The sequence below is a fragment of the Collimonas sp. PA-H2 genome (assembly GCF_002564105.1).
In the GTDB taxonomy this organism is placed as follows: Bacteria; Pseudomonadota; Gammaproteobacteria; order Burkholderiales; family Burkholderiaceae_D; genus Collimonas.
The window spans coordinates 4,450,005-4,466,304 of record NZ_PDBX01000001.1; the positions used below are offsets into that span (position 1 = coordinate 4,450,005).

The 16,300-nt window shown below is 60.3% G+C and carries 16 protein-coding genes; 8 read left to right on the forward strand and 8 right to left on the reverse strand.

Annotated elements, in window-relative coordinates:
• Positions 1 to 164: 164 nt before the first annotated feature.
• Entirely contained in the window at positions 165 to 1,181 is a 1,017-nt protein-coding gene (locus BCF11_RS20500; protein ID WP_143751392.1) for a hypothetical protein, read from the forward strand.
• A 26-nt stretch (positions 1,182 to 1,207) separates the two neighbouring features.
• Here the strand turns inward: BCF11_RS20500 and BCF11_RS20505 are convergent, their stop codons facing one another.
• Entirely contained in the window at positions 1,208 to 2,152 is a 945-nt protein-coding gene (locus tag BCF11_RS20505) for a LysR family transcriptional regulator (protein WP_098497610.1), read from the reverse strand.
• 146 nt (positions 2,153 to 2,298) lie between these two features.
• On the opposite strand from BCF11_RS20505, the gene BCF11_RS20510 reads away from it, so the two are divergent.
• The 3 genes from BCF11_RS20510 to mmsB all read left to right on the forward strand — a co-directional run bounded on the left by BCF11_RS20510 (position 2,299) and on the right by mmsB (position 6,063).
• A complete protein-coding gene (locus tag BCF11_RS20510; RefSeq protein ID WP_098496385.1) occupies positions 2,299 to 3,522 on the forward strand; it encodes an ABC transporter substrate-binding protein in 1,224 nt (407 codons plus the stop codon).
• Between the two features lie 75 nt (positions 3,523 to 3,597).
• Entirely contained in the window at positions 3,598 to 5,097 is a 1,500-nt protein-coding gene (locus tag BCF11_RS20515; protein ID WP_098497611.1) for a CoA-acylating methylmalonate-semialdehyde dehydrogenase, read from the forward strand.
• A 72-nt stretch (positions 5,098 to 5,169) separates the two neighbouring features.
• Positions 5,170 to 6,063: a 3-hydroxyisobutyrate dehydrogenase gene (mmsB, locus tag BCF11_RS20520; protein WP_098496386.1), complete on the forward strand. Its 894-nt coding sequence runs from the start codon at positions 5,170 to 5,172 to the stop codon at positions 6,061 to 6,063.
• Between the two features lie 81 nt (positions 6,064 to 6,144).
• Here mmsB and BCF11_RS20525 read toward each other — a convergent pair whose 3' ends face one another.
• The 4 genes from BCF11_RS20525 to BCF11_RS20540 all read right to left on the reverse strand — a co-directional run bounded on the left by BCF11_RS20525 (position 6,145) and on the right by BCF11_RS20540 (position 10,019).
• Positions 6,145 to 7,134 (reverse strand): M14 family metallopeptidase, encoded by a 990-nt coding sequence (locus BCF11_RS20525; protein ID WP_098496387.1) that lies wholly within the window; start codon positions 7,132 to 7,134, stop codon positions 6,145 to 6,147.
• Positions 7,135 to 7,198: 64 nt separating this feature from the next.
• A complete protein-coding gene (locus BCF11_RS20530) occupies positions 7,199 to 8,515 on the reverse strand; it encodes an MFS transporter (protein WP_098497612.1) in 1,317 nt (438 codons plus the stop codon).
• 235 nt (positions 8,516 to 8,750) lie between these two features.
• Positions 8,751 to 9,665 (reverse strand): LysR family transcriptional regulator, encoded by a 915-nt coding sequence (locus tag BCF11_RS20535; protein WP_098496388.1) that lies wholly within the window; start codon positions 9,663 to 9,665, stop codon positions 8,751 to 8,753.
• 66 nt (positions 9,666 to 9,731) lie between these two features.
• Entirely contained in the window at positions 9,732 to 10,019 is a 288-nt protein-coding gene (locus tag BCF11_RS20540; protein ID WP_098497613.1) for a helix-hairpin-helix domain-containing protein, read from the reverse strand.
• A 106-nt stretch (positions 10,020 to 10,125) separates the two neighbouring features.
• Between BCF11_RS20540 and BCF11_RS20545 the strand changes: the two genes are divergently transcribed.
• Together BCF11_RS20545 and BCF11_RS20550 are read left to right on the forward strand one after the other, a co-directional pair.
• Entirely contained in the window at positions 10,126 to 10,560 is a 435-nt protein-coding gene (locus tag BCF11_RS20545) for an Rrf2 family transcriptional regulator (protein ID WP_062114065.1), read from the forward strand.
• A 264-nt stretch (positions 10,561 to 10,824) separates the two neighbouring features.
• Positions 10,825 to 12,072 carry an MFS transporter gene (locus tag BCF11_RS20550; RefSeq protein WP_098496389.1) on the forward strand — a complete coding sequence of 416 codons (1,248 nt, stop codon included), beginning with the start codon at positions 10,825 to 10,827 and terminating at the stop codon, positions 12,070 to 12,072.
• A 40-nt stretch (positions 12,073 to 12,112) separates the two neighbouring features.
• Here BCF11_RS20550 and BCF11_RS20555 read toward each other — a convergent pair whose 3' ends face one another.
• Positions 12,113 to 13,036, reverse strand: a complete 924-nt coding sequence (locus tag BCF11_RS20555) for an EamA family transporter (RefSeq protein WP_098496390.1) — start codon at positions 13,034 to 13,036, stop codon at positions 12,113 to 12,115.
• Between the two features lie 114 nt (positions 13,037 to 13,150).
• Between BCF11_RS20555 and BCF11_RS20560 the strand changes: the two genes are divergently transcribed.
• The gene (locus BCF11_RS20560; RefSeq protein WP_098496391.1) at positions 13,151 to 13,642 is read left to right on the forward strand and encodes a MarR family winged helix-turn-helix transcriptional regulator; all 492 of its coding nucleotides are present in this window, start codon (positions 13,151 to 13,153) and stop codon (positions 13,640 to 13,642) included.
• A 241-nt stretch (positions 13,643 to 13,883) separates the two neighbouring features.
• Here BCF11_RS20560 and BCF11_RS20565 read toward each other — a convergent pair whose 3' ends face one another.
• Both BCF11_RS20565 and earP read right to left on the reverse strand, forming a co-directional pair.
• Positions 13,884 to 14,453, reverse strand: coding sequence for an elongation factor P (locus tag BCF11_RS20565; protein WP_098496392.1), 570 nt, complete (start codon positions 14,451 to 14,453; stop codon positions 13,884 to 13,886).
• Between the two features lie 138 nt (positions 14,454 to 14,591).
• Positions 14,592 to 15,761: an elongation factor P maturation arginine rhamnosyltransferase EarP gene (gene earP, locus BCF11_RS20570; RefSeq protein WP_098496393.1), complete on the reverse strand. Its 1,170-nt coding sequence runs from the start codon at positions 15,759 to 15,761 to the stop codon at positions 14,592 to 14,594.
• Positions 15,762 to 15,903: 142 nt separating this feature from the next.
• Here earP and BCF11_RS20575 point away from each other — a divergent pair, with 142 nt between their 5' ends.
• On the forward strand, positions 15,904 to 16,155 hold the full coding sequence (locus tag BCF11_RS20575; RefSeq protein ID WP_098496394.1) for a hypothetical protein: 252 nt from the start codon (positions 15,904 to 15,906) through the stop codon (positions 16,153 to 16,155).
• Positions 16,156 to 16,300 lie beyond the last annotated feature (145 nt).

Sequence of the window (16,300 nt, forward strand, 5' to 3'; positions counted from 1 at the left end):
TACTTCGGCGCAGGCGTCATTGTGTTCTATTATTTTATGCAGAGCGCAAAGACACTGCTCATATTCCCGAATAATAAATGAGAACGGACCCCATGGTTTCGATGTTGCGCAATCTTGTTGCTGTTTCGATATTCCTTTGCGCGGCCAGCGCCGGTGCTGCTGTCATGACAGTACATCTGGATCGGCCGGGCCGGGCGGGGACGGACGGCTTTGATGCGCCGTGGATCATGAGCCTCGATGGCGAAATCGATGCCGCGGCGCCGGCGCGGGTAAGGGCAGCGCTGGCGCGGACCGGATCGGCAGCCGTGGCAGCCTATCTCGATTCGACCGGCGGCGATCTGTTCGCCGGAATGGAAATCGGCCAGCTGCTGCGACAGGCCCGGGCCAACACGCATGTCGGACGCTACGTGGCGGGGCGCGGCAATCAAGGCGGCGCCGGCCTGGCGTCAGCCGTGTCGCGGCCGGGCGTTTGCTACAGCGCCTGTTCGCTGGCCTTCCTGGGCGGCGTCTACCGCTATGTCGGCGAGGGTTCGCAGTACGGCGTGCATCGCGTATCGCGCGCCTCCGGGCCGGCGGCCGGCGACCTCGATACCGGCCAGATCGTGTCGGCCGGCATCGCGCATTACATCCGGGCGATGGGCGTGGGACAGGGTTTGCTGGACCTGCTGGTGCAGCAGGGCGAACACGGCATCTACCTGCTGAGCGTTGCCGAACTGAAGACGCTGAACGTAGTCAACAACGGCCGTCTGCCTGCCGACTGGTCGCTGGAAGTGAGCGATGGCGGCGAATACTTGCGCGGCATGCAGGACACCGAATACGGTCGCGGCAAAATCGCCCTCCTGTGCGACCAGCAAAAGATCCAGATGTTCACCTTTTACCAGGTTGGCGACAAAGCCGACGCCATGGCTGTCGGCCGCTGGGCGCATTCGCTATTGCTCGACGGCGGCATGCTCGCCTTGCCGGATCCGGACAGCGTGGTGGCTGACAAGGGCGAGCTGCAAACCTTCTTCACGCTGACGCCGGAGCAGGCCGGCCGCATAGCAGCCAGCCGTTCAGTCGGCCACGCCATGCAGGCCGCGCGCGACGACGCCACCTTCATCGGCTTCAAGGTGGATATCCCGGGCGCCGCTTCTCAAAAAGTACGCGCCTTTATCAATCACTGCGTAGCGCCGCGTTCGTAGCGTCGTAATTTTCCCGCGCTTCCGCATCAGTCGGCCTGATAGATCATCTCGCGCGACTCGCCCATCAGGTAGGGGCGGTTGGGTTCGATCACCTCGCGCAGATAACGCCATAGCGCCGCCACCCGCGCCACATTGCGGGTTTCGGTGGCGGCCACCAACCAGAACGCGCGCTGGATATCGACCTGGCCATCCAGCACTGGCACCAGGTCTTCGCTTTGCTGGGCCAGGAAGCAGGGCAGGATCGCCAGTCCCTGGCCGCTGCGCGCCGCCGTGTACTGGGCGATCACGCTGGTGCTGCGGAAGGCGCGGAAGGCAGCCGGGGCGACGTTCTCCTTGTAGCGCAGCTCTTCGCTGAACACCAGGTCGTCGACATAGCCGATGAAGGCGTGCTGGTTGAGGTCCGGCAGCGTCTTGATCGGGGCGTGGCGCTCCAGGTAGGCGCGGGTGGCGTACAGCTTGAGCAGGTAGTCGGTCAGCTTGGTGACCACATAGTTGCCGCTCTGCGGGCGTTCGATGGTGACGCCGATGTCGGCTTCGCGCTTGGACAGGTTGACGAAGCGCGGCACTGGCAGCAGGTCGACCGTGATGTGCGGATGGCGTGCGCAGAAGTGCGCCAGGTGCGGCGCCAGCACGAAGGTGCCGAAGCCTTCGGTGGCGCCCAGCCGCACCTGGCCCGACAGCAGGCGGCTGTGGCCGCTCAGTTCCTCGGCGGCGGCGTACATGGTGCTTTCCATCTTTTCCGCGTATTCGATCAGGCGGTGGCCTTCGGCGGTCAGTGTGTAGCCCTGGTTGTTGCGCTCGAACAGCTGGCTGCCGATCTGTTCTTCAAAGCGGCGCATGCGGCGCGATACGGTCGAGTGGTCTATGCCCAGTTTCTTGGCGGCTTCCACCAGCCCCTGGCTGCGCGTCAGCTCCAGGAACACCCGCAGGTTGTCCCAGTCCAGCGCCGCATTTGTCGGTTTCACTTGCATCTCCTCGCTTTGCAAAAATGCAAAGCCATTGTGGATTATTGTCTATTGTTCCAATAATAATGCACATGCAGAATGTCTCTACAGAAAATTTTATAAAAACGACGTAGGGTATGCATTACATGCCACCTTGCAAACAGGAGACAAGGATGACAAAGCGCAGGCTGCTTGCAGCTGGTTCGGCCGTGGTCTTTTCGTTAACGGGTTTGCTGGCGCTCAGCCAGGCGCAGGCCCAGGACAGCGATGTCTACAAGGTCGGCATCCTGACCGATATGTCGGGTCCGTATGCGGCGATGGGCGGGCCGGGCTCGGTGGCAGCGGCCAAGATGGCTATCGAGGATTGCATGAAGGCCGAATGCAAGGGCATGAAGATCGAACTGCTCACTGCGGATCACCAAAACAAGGCGGACATCGGCGCTTCCAAGGCGCGTGAATGGATAGACCGCGACAAGGTCGACGCCATCGCCGACCTCACCAATTCCTCGGTGGCGCTGGCGGTGCAAAAGCTGATCCGCGACAAGGGCGGCATCGCCATGTACAGCGGCCCGGCCACCACCGTGCTGACCAACGCCGAATGCGCGCCTAACGGCTTCCACTGGATGTTCGACACCTATTCGCAAGCGGCCGGCGCTGCTGCCGCCTTGACCAAGATGGGGCAGAAATCCTGGTATTTCGTCACGGTCGACTACGCCTTCGGCCAATCGCTGGAAAAAGATGCGGGCGATGTCGTCAAGAGCCTGGGCGGCACGGTAGTCGGTTCGGTGCGCCATCCCTTGAACGCCAGCGACTTCTCGTCCTTCCTGCTGCAGGCGCAGAGTTCGAAAGCACAAGTGATCGGCCTGGCAGATGGCGGCCAGGATACGGTGAATGCGATCAAGGCTGCACGCTCGTTCGGCGTCGGCAGCAAGAACCAGCGCCTGGCGGCCTTGCTGGTGTTCCTGTCGGATGTCCATGCGCTCGGCCTCAACGATGCCCAGGGACTGGTCTACACCGACGGTTTCTACTGGGATTTCGACAGCGATACGCGCGCCTTTTCCAAGCGCTTTGAAGCGCTCAACAAAGGCAGCAAGCCGACCATGGTGCATGCCGGCGTCTACTCCAGCGTGTATCACTACCTGAAAGCCGCGGCGGCGACCAAGTCGCACGACTGGAAGGTCGTGACCCAGAAAATGCGGGAAATTCCTATCCACGATGCGGTCATGCGCAATGCTTCCATCCGTCCTGATGGCCGCGTGATCCATGACATGTATCTGTACCAGGTCAAGACGCCGGCCGAATCGAAAGCACCTTGGGATTATCTCAAGCTGCTGTCGACGATCCCGGCGCAGCAGGCGTTCAAGCCTATGGATGCTTCCTGCTCCCTGACCAAATAAAAATTCAATCCGGGGGCGGCCCGGACTGCGCCTGTTTTCGCCTATGTTTTGTTTTTCATTTTGAAGGAAGTCATCATGTCCATCCCAAACGTCCCGCTCTACATCGGCGGCAAAACTGTACAGTCCACCAGCACTGAATGGCGCGACGTCCTCAATCCGGCCACCCAGGAAGTCGTGGCGCGGGTGCCGTTCGCCACCAAGGCGGAAGTCGACCATGCGGTCGCCAACGCCAAGCAGGCCTTCGCCAGCTGGCGCAATACCTCGCTGGCGCAGCGCATGCGCATCATGCTCAAGTTCCAGCAGCTACTGCGTGAAAATATCGCGCCGCTGGCTGAACTGATCACCCGCGAACACGGCAAGACCCTGCCGGATGCCGAAGGCGAAGTGATGCGCGGCCTGGAAGTGGTCGAGCACGCCTGTTCCATCACCTCGCTGCAGATGGGCGAGCTGGCGGAAAACGCCGCCAGCGGCGTCGATGTCTACACCATCAACCAGCCGCTCGGCGTCGGCGCCGGCATTACCGCTTTCAACTTCCCTGTGATGCTGCCTTGCTTCATGTTCCCGGTGGCGGTCGCTTGCGGCAATACCTTTATCCTCAAACCGTCCGAGCAGGATCCGTCGTCCTCGCTATTCCTGGTAGAGCTGGCGCAGCAGGCCGGGCTGCCGCCGGGCGTGCTGAACGTGGTGCATGGCGGCCCCGACGTCGCCAACATGCTGTGCGATCACCCTGATATCAAGGCGATTTCCTTCATCGGCTCGACCAGCGTCGGCACCCATATCTATCGCCGCGCCAGCGAAGCCGGCAAGCGCGCGCAGTGCATGATGGGCGCGAAGAACCATTGCATCGTGCTGCCGGACGCCAACAAGGACCAGGCCATCAACAACCTGCTGGGCGCGGCGTTTGGCGCTGCCGGCCAGCGTTGCATGGCGAACTCGATGGTGCTGCTGGTCGGCAAGGCGCGCTCCTGGCTGCCGGAAATCGTTGAGCGTTCGCGCGGCCTGAAGATTGGCCCGGGCAGCGACCGTAAGGCGGACCTCGGGCCGATGGTGTCGAAAGCCGCCAAGGCGCGTACCGAGCGCCTGATCGGCACGGGCGTGGAGCAGGGCGCGCAGCTGCTGCTGGATGGCCGCAATTGCGAGGTGGCCGGCTATCCCGAGGGTAATTTTGTCGGGCCGACGATTTTCTCCGGCGTTACCGAGAAAATGGATATCTATACGCAAGAGATTTTCGGTCCGGCCATGTGCGTGGTCGAGCTGGAGACGCTGGACGAGGCGATCGCTTTCATCAACGCCAATCCGAACGGCAACGGTACCTCGATCTTCACTTCCTCGGGTTGGGCGGCGCGCAAGTTCCAGAACGAGATCGACGTCGGCCAGGTCGGCATCAACGTGCCGATTCCTGTGCCGGTGGCTTACTTCAGCTTCACCGGTTCGCGCGCGTCGAAGCTGGGCGACCTCGGTCCTAACGGCAAGCAGGCGGTGCAGTTCTGGACCCAGACCAAGACCGTGACCGCGCGCTGGTTTGCGCCGGATGCGGATGGCGGCGAAATCAATACCACCATTTCCATGAAGTGATGAGGCAGCCTGCCGCAATAGTGAAAACGACGGCGGCAGGCCATGCAAGACCACGCAAGAAAGAGACCTACCATGAACCATGAAATCGTTTTTATCGGCCTCGGCAATATGGGTTTGCCGATGGCGCTCAACCTGGTGAAAGCCGGCCATAAGGTCAGCGGCCATGACCTGGTCGCCGCCAGCGTCGAGAAATTTGCCGCCGGCGGCGGCAGCACCGGCAATGAGCTGGCCGCCGCTGTCGGCGCCGCCAAGGTGATCATCACCATGCTGCCTGCCAGCCGCCATGTCGAAGGAGCCTATCTCGGCGCCAGCGGCATCCTGGCACAGGCCGCGCCCGGCACTTTGCTGATCGACTGCTCCACCATCGCTCCCGACGCCGCTCGCAAGGTGGCGGCGGCAGCGCACGCGAAGGGCTTCGTCATGCTCGATGCGCCGGTCTCCGGCGGCACCGGCGGTGCGCTGGCTGGCACGTTGACTTTCATGGTCGGCGGTTCGGACGAAGGCTTTGCCGCGGCCAAGCCGTATCTGGAAAAGATGGGCAAGGCGATCTTCCATGCCGGCGACAACGGCAGCGGCCAGACCGTCAAGGTGTGCAACAACATGTTGCTGGGAATCCTGATGATAGGCACTTCGGAAGCGATCCGGCTGGGCATGGCCAACGGCATGGATCCCAAGGTGCTGTCGGAAATCATGGCCAAGAGCTCGGGCCGCAACTGGGCGCTGGAAGTCTACAACCCTTGTCCAGGCGTGATGGAAAATGCACCGGCATCCAAGGGCTACAGCGGCGGTTTCGGCGTCGACCTGATGCTGAAGGACCTGGGGCTGGCGGTGGAGAATTCGCTGTCGACCGGCAGCAGCGTGCCGCTGGGCGCGCTGGCGCGCAACCTGTACGATATCCATAGCAAGAGCGGCGCCGGCGGCCTGGATTTCTCCAGCATTTTCAACATGCTGGCCAAGGCCGAGTGAGTTGCGGACGATAGCAATCCCGGCTTGAAAAGACCTTGCTTGCTTGCCGCGGACCAGCGCCGCGGCAAGGCGCGACGTTTTTCACTGCCAGTTCTCAAGCGCGCGGGCCAGGCGCATCACGGTGACGCCCGGACCGAGATGGCGCAGCGACGGCATGACGATCACGCAATCGTCATAAGGCGTGACAATTTGCTTGTCGCCGTCACGCGCGATGACGGTGCCGGCGCGTTCAATCATTTCCAGGCCGCGAAAATCCTGCGCGAATTCAAAATCCATCGTGTCGGCGATGACTGCCTGCGTTACCTGCAGCACCTGCTGCAGCGCAGGCTCGGCATGCAGCATGAAATCCTTCAGATCCGCCGCGGCGAGCACGCCAGTCTTGCTCAGGAAACGAGACGCCGCATCCAGCGCAACGTCCTTGCTGCGCACCGAGAAGTGCTGCCCGGTTTCGATCAGCAAGGCATTCTTCGGACTGGCAGGGTCGCCGAAAGCGCCATAGTCGCGCAGCCGTTTGCCGTTGGCATGGCCACCGTCGACGATCACGTGTTCGGGAACGCCGATGTCGGCGGCAAAACGGATGCCTTTGGCCAGCGGGCCGCTGAGCATCAGCGGCGGCGCTGCTTCATGCATGGAGTGCAGGTCGAGCAGGAAATCGGCACTGTCGACGATAGGCCGCAACGCGCGCGCGCGGCGCAATTCCAGCGAGTCATCGGCGCTGTCCAGTCTTGCCGCCGACCAGACGCGATTCATGTCTTCGTCAATGAAGCGGCTTGCATCCGGGTTGCCGCTGTCGAAACGGCGATAGGCATCGACGTTGCCGAAGCCGAGCGTGAGGCGACCTTTTGCCGGACGCACTCCTGATCGCAGCAGCTGGTCTACGGCGATCGCGCCGCTGACTTCGTTGCCGTGGGTGAGCGCCAGGATCATGGCATGCGGACCGGCCACGCCGCTGTCGAAAGTATGCATGTAATCGACGCCCGTATTGCCAGTCTTCCACGCGGCGATATCGGGAAAAGCCACCTCGATCGGATATTCATGCAATTTTGCACGAATCTGTTCCAAGGTTTTCATAAAGCGTTGCTCCTGTTCGAAAAAACTGAATATAATTGCTGCGTAAAATGAGAATGCAGCCGGTTCAGACCGGTCCGCGCCGCGCCATCCGGCGCCCCAACGCGAGCACCGCTGCAATGCTGATCAAGGCCGTCGCCATCACATAAAAACTGGGCGCCAGTTTGCTCTCCGTGAAGGCAATCATCCAGGTGACGATCAGCGGCGCGAAGCCGCCAAACAAGGTGACGGAAAAGTTATAGCTGAGGGCAAGTCCGGTGCCGCGGGTACTGGTCGGGAAGATGTCCGACAGCATCGCAGGTATAGGTCCGAGGCAGGCAGCGATCAATATCCCGACCAGGCCCTGGACCAGCATCAAGGTGCCGACCGTCGGCCAGGTTGTCAATAAGAGGAACAGGGGATAGGAGGTGCAGGCGATCGTCAGCATCGCCATCGACAAGACGCGGAAGCGGCCGTAGCGGTCCGATAGTGCGCCAAACAGCGGCGCGCTGATCATCAAGACCAGCCCGGTCACCATCGCGCTCAGAAATGAAGAAGTGGCAGGAATGTGCAATTGTTTTAATGCATAGGTGGGCATATACAATTTATGCACGTAGTTGAATGCGGTAGCGCCGGAAACCACCCCTATGCCCAGCAGCAGATTGATGCGGTCGCGCAGCAGGACAACTTTCAACGGCGACTGTTCCGGCTTGGCCGCCGCAATCTTCTTGAATTCCGGGGTTTCATCGATCTGGCTGCGGATATACAGGCCTACCGGTCCGATCAGCAAACCGACGCCAAACGCCAGCCGCCAGCCCCAGTCGTCCAGCTGACTCTCTGTCAGAGTAAAACTGAGCAGCGCGCTGACTCCGGCGGCCAGCACGGTCGCCAGTCCCTGGGTCGACAATTGCCAGCTGGCGAAGAAGCCACGCCGTTTGGCATCGGCATGCTCGACCATGAATGCAGTTGCCGCGCCGAATTCGCCGCCGGTGGAAAAGCCTTGCAGCATGCGGGCCACGATCACGATCAGGGGAGAGGCAATGCCGATTTGTGCATAGGTCGGAGCAAAAGCAATCATCGCCGTGCCAATCATCATGACAAAGATGGATACGGTCAGCGATGCTTTGCGTCCGGCCCGGTCTGCATAGGAACCCAGGACAATGGCGCCTAGCGGGCGCATGACGAAGGAAATCCCGAATGTGCCGACGCTTAGCAGCAAGGAAGTGGTTTCGTCCGCTGCCGGAAAGAACAGCTTACCGATCACGATCGCGAAATAGCCGTAGATCAGCAAATCATAGAATTCGAGTGCGTTGCCGATGCTGGCCGCGCAGATTTCTTTCCAGGGATTGCCAGGTTTGCTGACCGGCAAGCTGCGGGTTTCCAGTGTTCGTGGCTGTGATGACATGCGATGGCTCCAGAATTGTTGTTTTTTGCGTTTCATCTAGTGCGAAAATGCACGATGCGCGCTATTTTTTGATTTTCAAAGACTGGCTGACGGCTGTGCCTGCAGAGCATCCTGCGGCGGATCGCGTCAGCAATTTTTGAAAATTTCAGGAAGTATAGGGAGCGTACGGCAGTCCCGATTGCCGTTTCGGCACAGGCTTGTGCTTTTTATTGCGATCGCGCTTTGCTATCTGATATCACAGGTCATCGACGGCGTCTGCAGAAACGCCTTCCCAGATCGCTTTGACCAGCGCATTGGCGTTGCCCCGCATGCGATAGAGGGAAATATCGAAGCCGACGCGCATGTCGGCATCGCCGACCAGCAGCAGATTGCCTTGCTTTAAATCGTCCTGCACCAGCCGTTGCGGTAGCCAGGCCAGGCCGGCGCCACGCTTCGCCATTTCCAGGATCGACTCGTAGGAGTCGGCCTGGTAGCCCATGCGCAGCGACAGTTTTTTCGGCAAGCCGGCCAGATGCCTGGCGAGCACGCCGCGCAGCGTCAGCGACTGCGAAAAGGCCAGCCAGGGAATGGGGCTTGCCGCATCGCCGGCCGGCAAACGGAATTTGGGCTGTCCTTTGGCATCCGAGGCGCTGACCGGCAATAGCATCTCGCGCGCAAGCGTGACGGATTCGTAACGCTGTGGATCAATCAGCAGGCGCGTCGCCGGGCTGGAGTAAATGACCAGCAAGTCGACATCACCGCTCGCCAAGCGCAAGATGACCTCTTGCGCGCCACCGGTGCTGACCGAGACCGGAAAGGGGCCGAAACGCTGGTTGATCGTTTCATACCAGCCCGGGAAAAAAGTGCGCGCCAGGGTACGGCCGGTGGCGACCCGCAAGATTTCCTCCGGAGGCTGGGCGCTATCCTGCAATTGCGCCCGGGCCGCGTGCAGGACATCGATCGCATGTGTCGCTGCATCGAGAAACAATTTGCCAGCCGGGGTCAGGGACAGCGGCTGCGTGCGCGCCACCAATTCTGCGCCCACCCATTGCTCCAGTGCGTGGATGCGGCGCCCGAAGGCTGGATGCGTGACAAAGCGGTTTTCCGCAGCGCGAGAAAAACTGCGTGTCCGAGCCAGTTCGACAAAATCTTCAAGCCAGGTCAATTGCATTTTTACTCTCGTAATACTGGAATAGGAATAGCCGTCTCCGCATGCGGCGGCAAGCTGTCTGGTCCGTTAGCCGGACTTGAGCAGGCGCTTGCGCTCTGCTGTGTACGACCACCATGGCAGCGGCTCGGCGCCTTCCATGTAGCGCACCACCGACATGAACACATCGATCACGCAGGGATCGTGGCGGGCGCCGGTGGCGACACATAAGGCTTCATACATCTGCAGCGGCGATTTGCCGATCAGTTGCGCCGGCTGCAGGATGCCGATGCAGCGCAGGTCGGCGGCGCCAGCCTTGCCGATATTCGGCAAGTCCTCCAGTTTCACCACGGCGTCTCTTTCCAGGTACTTGGGCATGTTGTTCTCGTCATTTTGATAGTGATCAGCCGCTTGCGCCGGCAGCCTCATAAGCATATACCAAGATATTCGTTGCACGATTATCTGTATGGAATATAATTACAGTATGAAGTCCAGTCGATTTGCCGTCGCGGCGCATATCTTAGTCAGCGTGGAGTACGCCACCAGGGGCGGGGAAGTGTATTTCCCGTCCACGGCGATCGCCGCCAGCGTCAATACTAATCCTGTTTTCGTGCGCGAGCTGCTGCGCAAGCTGAGCAAGGCCAAGCTGGTGGTGACCAAGGAAGGCAAGGGCGGCGGCGTGCAGCTGGCGCGGCCGGCATCTGCCATCAACCTGGCGGAGATTTACCAGGCGGTAGAGGAAGGGCCGGTGCTAAAGCACAATACGCGCTCGAAAGACCTGTGCTGCCCGGTCAGTTGCGGCATGGACATGGTGCTGGACCCGGTGGTGTCGGAGGTGGAAAGCGCCTTGCTGGATATTTTGCGGGAAAGAAAGCTGTGCGAGCTGGTTAACAAGATTGCTGACAAGACTGGCAAATAGGCTGTTTTTTTGCGGTTAACTGTATTCTGGTACATTACAGTTAATCTTGCCGGGGGCAGGAGGATCATTTCGATCCTATTTTTATATTCTTAACTGTATCTTAAAATAATACAGTTTAATCGGGGCGTATCGCTTCGATGCCATTGCAGTGCAGCTGGCGAGCGGTAGTGGTGGTGGTAGTGGGTCAAGGCCGGCTGGTCTGAATCAATTTTTTATTCGACTTATTTAAGCGCTGGTCCTGAACCAGGCGCAGGGGAGTTTTACATGGAAAAAAATCTGGCCGCGCTCAGCGCGCAAAACGACAGCCTTCTGGATATGCCGGCCCCTGCGGCCAGCGCGGCATCGCCGCTGCGCTCCTGGCTGTCGGTGGTGTCGGTGGCGATAGGCGCTTTTGCTTTCGTGACGACGGAATTCTTGCCGGTGGGTTTGCTGCCGCAGATCGCCAGCGATCTTGGCGTATCGCCGGGCACGGCGGGCCTGATGGTGACCACGCCCGGCATCATCGCCGCCATTTCGGCGCCGGGCCTGATGCTGGGAGCGGGGCGCATCGACCGCCGCTTCATCCTGCTTGTCTTGTCGATCCTGCTGCTGACATCGAACCTGGTATCCGCCTTTGCCCCTAGCTTCGGCATCATGCTGCTGGGGCGCGCCTTGCTGGGGGCTGCCCTGGGCGGCTTCTGGACGCTGGCGCTGGCGACCGCGGGGCGGCTGGTGCGGCAAGAGCACGCGGCCAAGGCGACCGCGATGATACTCAGCGGCGTTACCTTCGCTACCGTGATCGGCGTACCGCTCGGCACCTTCATCAGCGGCCTGTATTCCTGGCGCGCATCGTTCATCGCCACCGGCGCGCTGGCGGCGCTGGCCCTGGCGGCGCAAGCCTTGCTGCTGCCAGCCTTGCCGTCGAAAGCGGCGATCCGTTTCAGCGACCTGCGCGCCCTGCTGAGCCGGGCGACTGCCCGCAAGAGCTTGCTGATGGTGGCGCTGGTGTTTGGCGCGCATTTCTCGTCCTACACCTATGTCACGCCTTTCCTCGCGCAAAACAATTTCAGCCTGTCGGCGATTACCTCGGTATTGCTGGGATTCGGGTTTGTCGGCTTTATCGCCAACCTGGCGATCTCCACGACCGTGACACGTCATCTGCAGGCTTCGCTGTTCGCCATGGTAGCGATCCTGCTGGTCGCTTTGGCGACATTGCCGCTGGCGCATGCATCGCCGGCCGCGGTGACCGTGATGGTGCTGGCCTGGGGAGTTGCCTTCGGCGCCATCCCGCTGTGCCTCAGCATCTGGCTGCAGCTATCTTCGCCGGATTTGCCGGAGGCCGGCTCGGCGCTGTTCGTCAGTATTGTCCAGGTAGCGATCGCGCTGGGTTCCTTCACTGGTGGCGTGGTGGTCGATGCGGTGGGAATTTCCGCCACGCTGTGGCTGGGTGGATTCCTGGCGATGACCAGCCTGGCGGTGATTGCCAGCTTTGGCATGGGTAACAAGAAGCTGGCGGAAATACTCAGCAAGTAATCAAGCAAATCATCAAGTCGGCCAAGGCCGCTCCGTCTTGCTAACCCCGCAGTGGGGCAGCATGGCGCTGCGGCCTTGTTGCATTGGTGCGCGCCGGTTTGGCTGGCGTTGGCCGTGCCGCCCATTGTCCTAGCCAGACGCTGAGCAGGATGATCGCTGCCCCCAGTATCTGTAGCGGCGTCAGTTGCTGGTCCAGCACCAGCCAGCCCAGCACGGTGGCGGTTACCGGGCTCAACAGACCGAGCGACGCTGCCGCTGCGGCCTGCAGTTTTTGCAGGCCGCGGAACCACAGCCAGTAAGTCAGCCCGGCGCCGACCAGGCCCAGATAGATGAAGCCGGCGATGTTTTGCGTGCTCAGCGCAGGCAACGGCGGTTCCAGCCATAACGCTAGCGGCAGTAGCAGCAAGCCGCCCGCGCTCAATTGCCAGGCAGTGAAAGTCAGCGGCGATACCGGTGCGCGCCAGCGTTTGCTGAGCGCGGTGCCTATCGCCATCGCCAACGTGCCCAGCAAGCCGGCGCCTACGCCCCAGCCATCGAGCGCAGCGGATGGCGTCAACACCAGCAAAGCGACGCCAACGATGCCGGCGGCGCCGGCCAGCAACCCCAGGCGGCGCGGCGCTTCCTTGAACATCAGCCAGGAAAACAGCAGCACCAGCAGCGGCTGAATGGCGCCGACTGTGGCAGCGACGCCGCCCGGCAAGCGGTAGGCCGAGACGAACAGCAGCGACCAGAAAATGGTGAAGTTGAGTGCGCCCAGCACGAACACGCGCAGCCACCAGATGCCGCTCGGCAGCTTGTGCAGCAAGACCAGCAGCAACAGGCCGACCGGCAGCGCGCGCAGCATTGCCAGCATCAGCGGATGTCCGGCCGGCAGCAGCTGGGTTGTCACCAGGTAGGTGCTGCCCCAGATGGCCGGTGCAATCGCGGTCAGGAGGATATCGCCAAGAAGTGAATTTTTTCTCATGATATATCTCTATGTGAACTATCTCTACGTCAAGATAAATACATTTTACAGGAAGATCTCTTGATGTCAAGATATGGTCTTGTATCCAATCATCATTTGAATAGAGTGTGCGCAATGACAACGGATAAGGTTGATAAGATTCTTGAGCAGTGGCAAACCGAGCGTCCGGACCTAGACAGCTCGCCGATGGGCGTGATCGGCCGCATCAGCCGCCTGTCGCATTACCTGGAGCGCGGCGTCAATGACGGCCTGGAGCCGTTCGGCCTCACCAGCTGGTCGTTCGATGTGCTGGCGACCCTGCGTCGGGCGGGGGCGCCATATCGGCTGTCGCCGAATGCGCTGCTGCAGTCGTTGATGATTACCTCGGGCACCATGACCAACCGCATCGATCACCTGGAGCGTGCCGGGCTGGTCGAGCGCGCCCACAATCCGGATGACCGGCGCAGTGTCTTGATCACGCTGACCGCCGCCGGCCTGGCGCTGGCGGAGCGGGCAGTGGCGGCCCATGTGGGCAATGAGCAGCGCTTGCTGGCGCACATGAATGCCCAGGATCAGGCGCAGCTGGCGGGCTTGCTGCGGCAGCTGCTGGTCGGGCTGGAATCCTGAGATCTAGGCGAGCTGCGCCTTTCCGGAGGCGCGGCCTTCGAAATTAGACTGAATGATCGCTCATATTTCGATGTTGATTTAACCCCGGACTGAGTTTTGTGTCGGGTGGGTTGGCGAAGATGCGCTATCGCCAATTGTCTTTTTTATTGATATGAGATTGAGCACTCATTCCAATAAAATGAATGGGCGAAAAAAACGCTGCCCATGATCGGCAGCGTTTTTTTTCAAGCAGAAGAGGCTATTAAGCGCGCTTCTTGAACTCGTTAGTGCGTGTGTCGATTTCAATCACGTCGTCGGAGCTGACGAACAGCGGCACCATGACGATGTGCTGGTTGGCTTCGATGGCGTTTTCAATCTTGGCTTCTTTCAGGACGTTGCCCGAAGTGTTGCCCTTGACCGCTGGCTCCGAGTAGATCACCTGGCGCTGGATCGTGGTCGGCAGTTCGACCGAGATTGCCTTGCCGTCGTAAAACACGGCTTCGCATTCCATGCCGTCTTTCAGGTAGTGCAGGGCGTCGCCCAGGTTTTCTTCTTCGATTTCGTATTGTTCGTAATCAGCGTCCATGAACACGAACAGCGGATCGGCAAAGTACGAATAGGTGACCGGCTTCTTGTCGAGCACGACCACGTCGAACTTGTCGTCGCCGCGGAAAACGTTTTCCATCGGGGCGTTGGTCAGCAGGTTCTTCAGTTTCCACTTGTAGGTGAAGCCCGTGCGGCTCGAACCGTTGACGTCAGAGCGCAGGACGATCATAGGCTTGCTGTCAACCATGATGATGTTGCCGACACGAATTTCTTTTGCTGGTTTCATAGCGAATATACGTAAAAAGTAGGTTGCATAAAAATCATCTGTAGCCTACTGGCAGGAAGCACCGCAAGCCCACGTATGATTGAATTTTAGAATGCGTCAAAAATTAGCCCTATATTTTAACCCATTTTTCCATGCCCCTTACTTAACTGTTTCGGCGAACTTGCATAAATTGGAGGCGAGGTCGCCATTTGCCAACAGTTGTTGCTCCCAATTAGTAGACAGTCTGGCAATTTCCGGTAGTTCAGCCTCGAAGCGGCGCCATGCCGCGTTCCAGTCGACGGCTTCGCCGGCGGCGCCATTCCATCCCAAAGAAAACGCGACCAGGCTGGGAGTTTTGGCGCTAGTGGCCTGCAGGAAGGCATTCAGCTTGACGTGGTGCAAATCCTTGTCCTGCGGATAGATATGCCAGATGAAGGGTTTTGCTGCCCACTGCGCACGCACGAAGGAATCCTCGCCGCGGACGAAATTGAGGTCGCAGGCCCACAGCAGCTTGTCGTAATCAGGTTGCGGCACGAAGGGCAGTACGCGCAGCGTCAGCCCACCGCGGGTGGCGCTGGCGCCTGCGGTCGCGGCTTGTCCGAGAAATGCCTGGACGGCATCGGCGGCCACGCCTTCCGGCACCAGGCAGGTGATCGTCCGGCTGCTGTTTTGCCAGGTTGCGAACAGCTCGGCAACCGGGGCCTGGGGATAGCAGAACAGGGAGATTTTGAGGGATGCCATCTCTGCCGGCGTGACGCCGAATTGCCCGAGAAAAACGGCCATCGCCGCCGCATCCTGCTGGAATGCCCCGCGCTGCCGGAGCAATCCTGATTCCAGCGGCAAGCCGCCGGTGCGGCTGGTGAAGCCGGGAAAGAAGAAATATTTGGTCAAGGATTGCGGCTGCGGCGACGACAAGGCATGGCAGCCTTCCACCCATTCTTCCGCGCTCAGTCCTTCCAGGTTCAGCCACACCGGACGCGGACTGCGTTCCGACATGGCCTTGATGTAGCCGGGTGGGATGTCGCAGGCAAAAAACTCGATCACGATAGCGGCCACGTCTTGCGCGCTGAATGCGCCTTGCTGGTCGCGCCAGTGGCGTACCGTGACGCCGCTGATCAGCTGCAGTTCGCGATCGACGTCGACTTCCGGGCAAATCCGCCGGAAACTCGGCAAGTCGTCGACCCACAGGGTCACGGCAATCCCGTGTTCCTGCTCCAGCTGCCGCGCCAGGCGCCAGCAGATCCCGATGTCGCCATAGTTGTCGACGACCTTGCAAAACAAGGCCAGGGTTGTTGGCGGGCGCTGGTCGGATGGGGATTTCGGCTGCATGGTCTGATGATTCAAGATTCGGTTATTAATAATCGCGGGCATTTTTTTATCGCAGGGCGGTGTCGTATCTGGTCCGCTAGTGTAATAATGCCAGCCCCGTATGATACAGGACCCAAATACAGGACCATGAGGACCATAAAAGATGACGAATGAGCGAGACCTGATTGCCAACCTGACGCTGGCGGTGATCGATCTGGCAGGGGCGGTGGCGCAGATCGCTGAAACCATGCCGGAACATACCAGGGCGCAGATCAACGATTCCCTGAATGTGGCGGTGACCAAGCTGGAGCAGGTCGCCATCGCCATCAGCGTTGACGATGGCGCGCCGGCCGATGAGGTCGGTCCTGCCGATCACGCTGAAGCGGCGGCGCCGCAGGAAAGCTGCGCGGCCTGAAGCTGGCGTCTCCCGGCCGCAATATAGCGGCTGGTCCCGGTGTTGCATTTCGCAGCACATGTACCACATCCTTGTTCAATAACTGAACATCTTCCTGGTGTCCAGACAGCCATCCGAAACGGATATTCCCCCTCTCTTGCCTGCT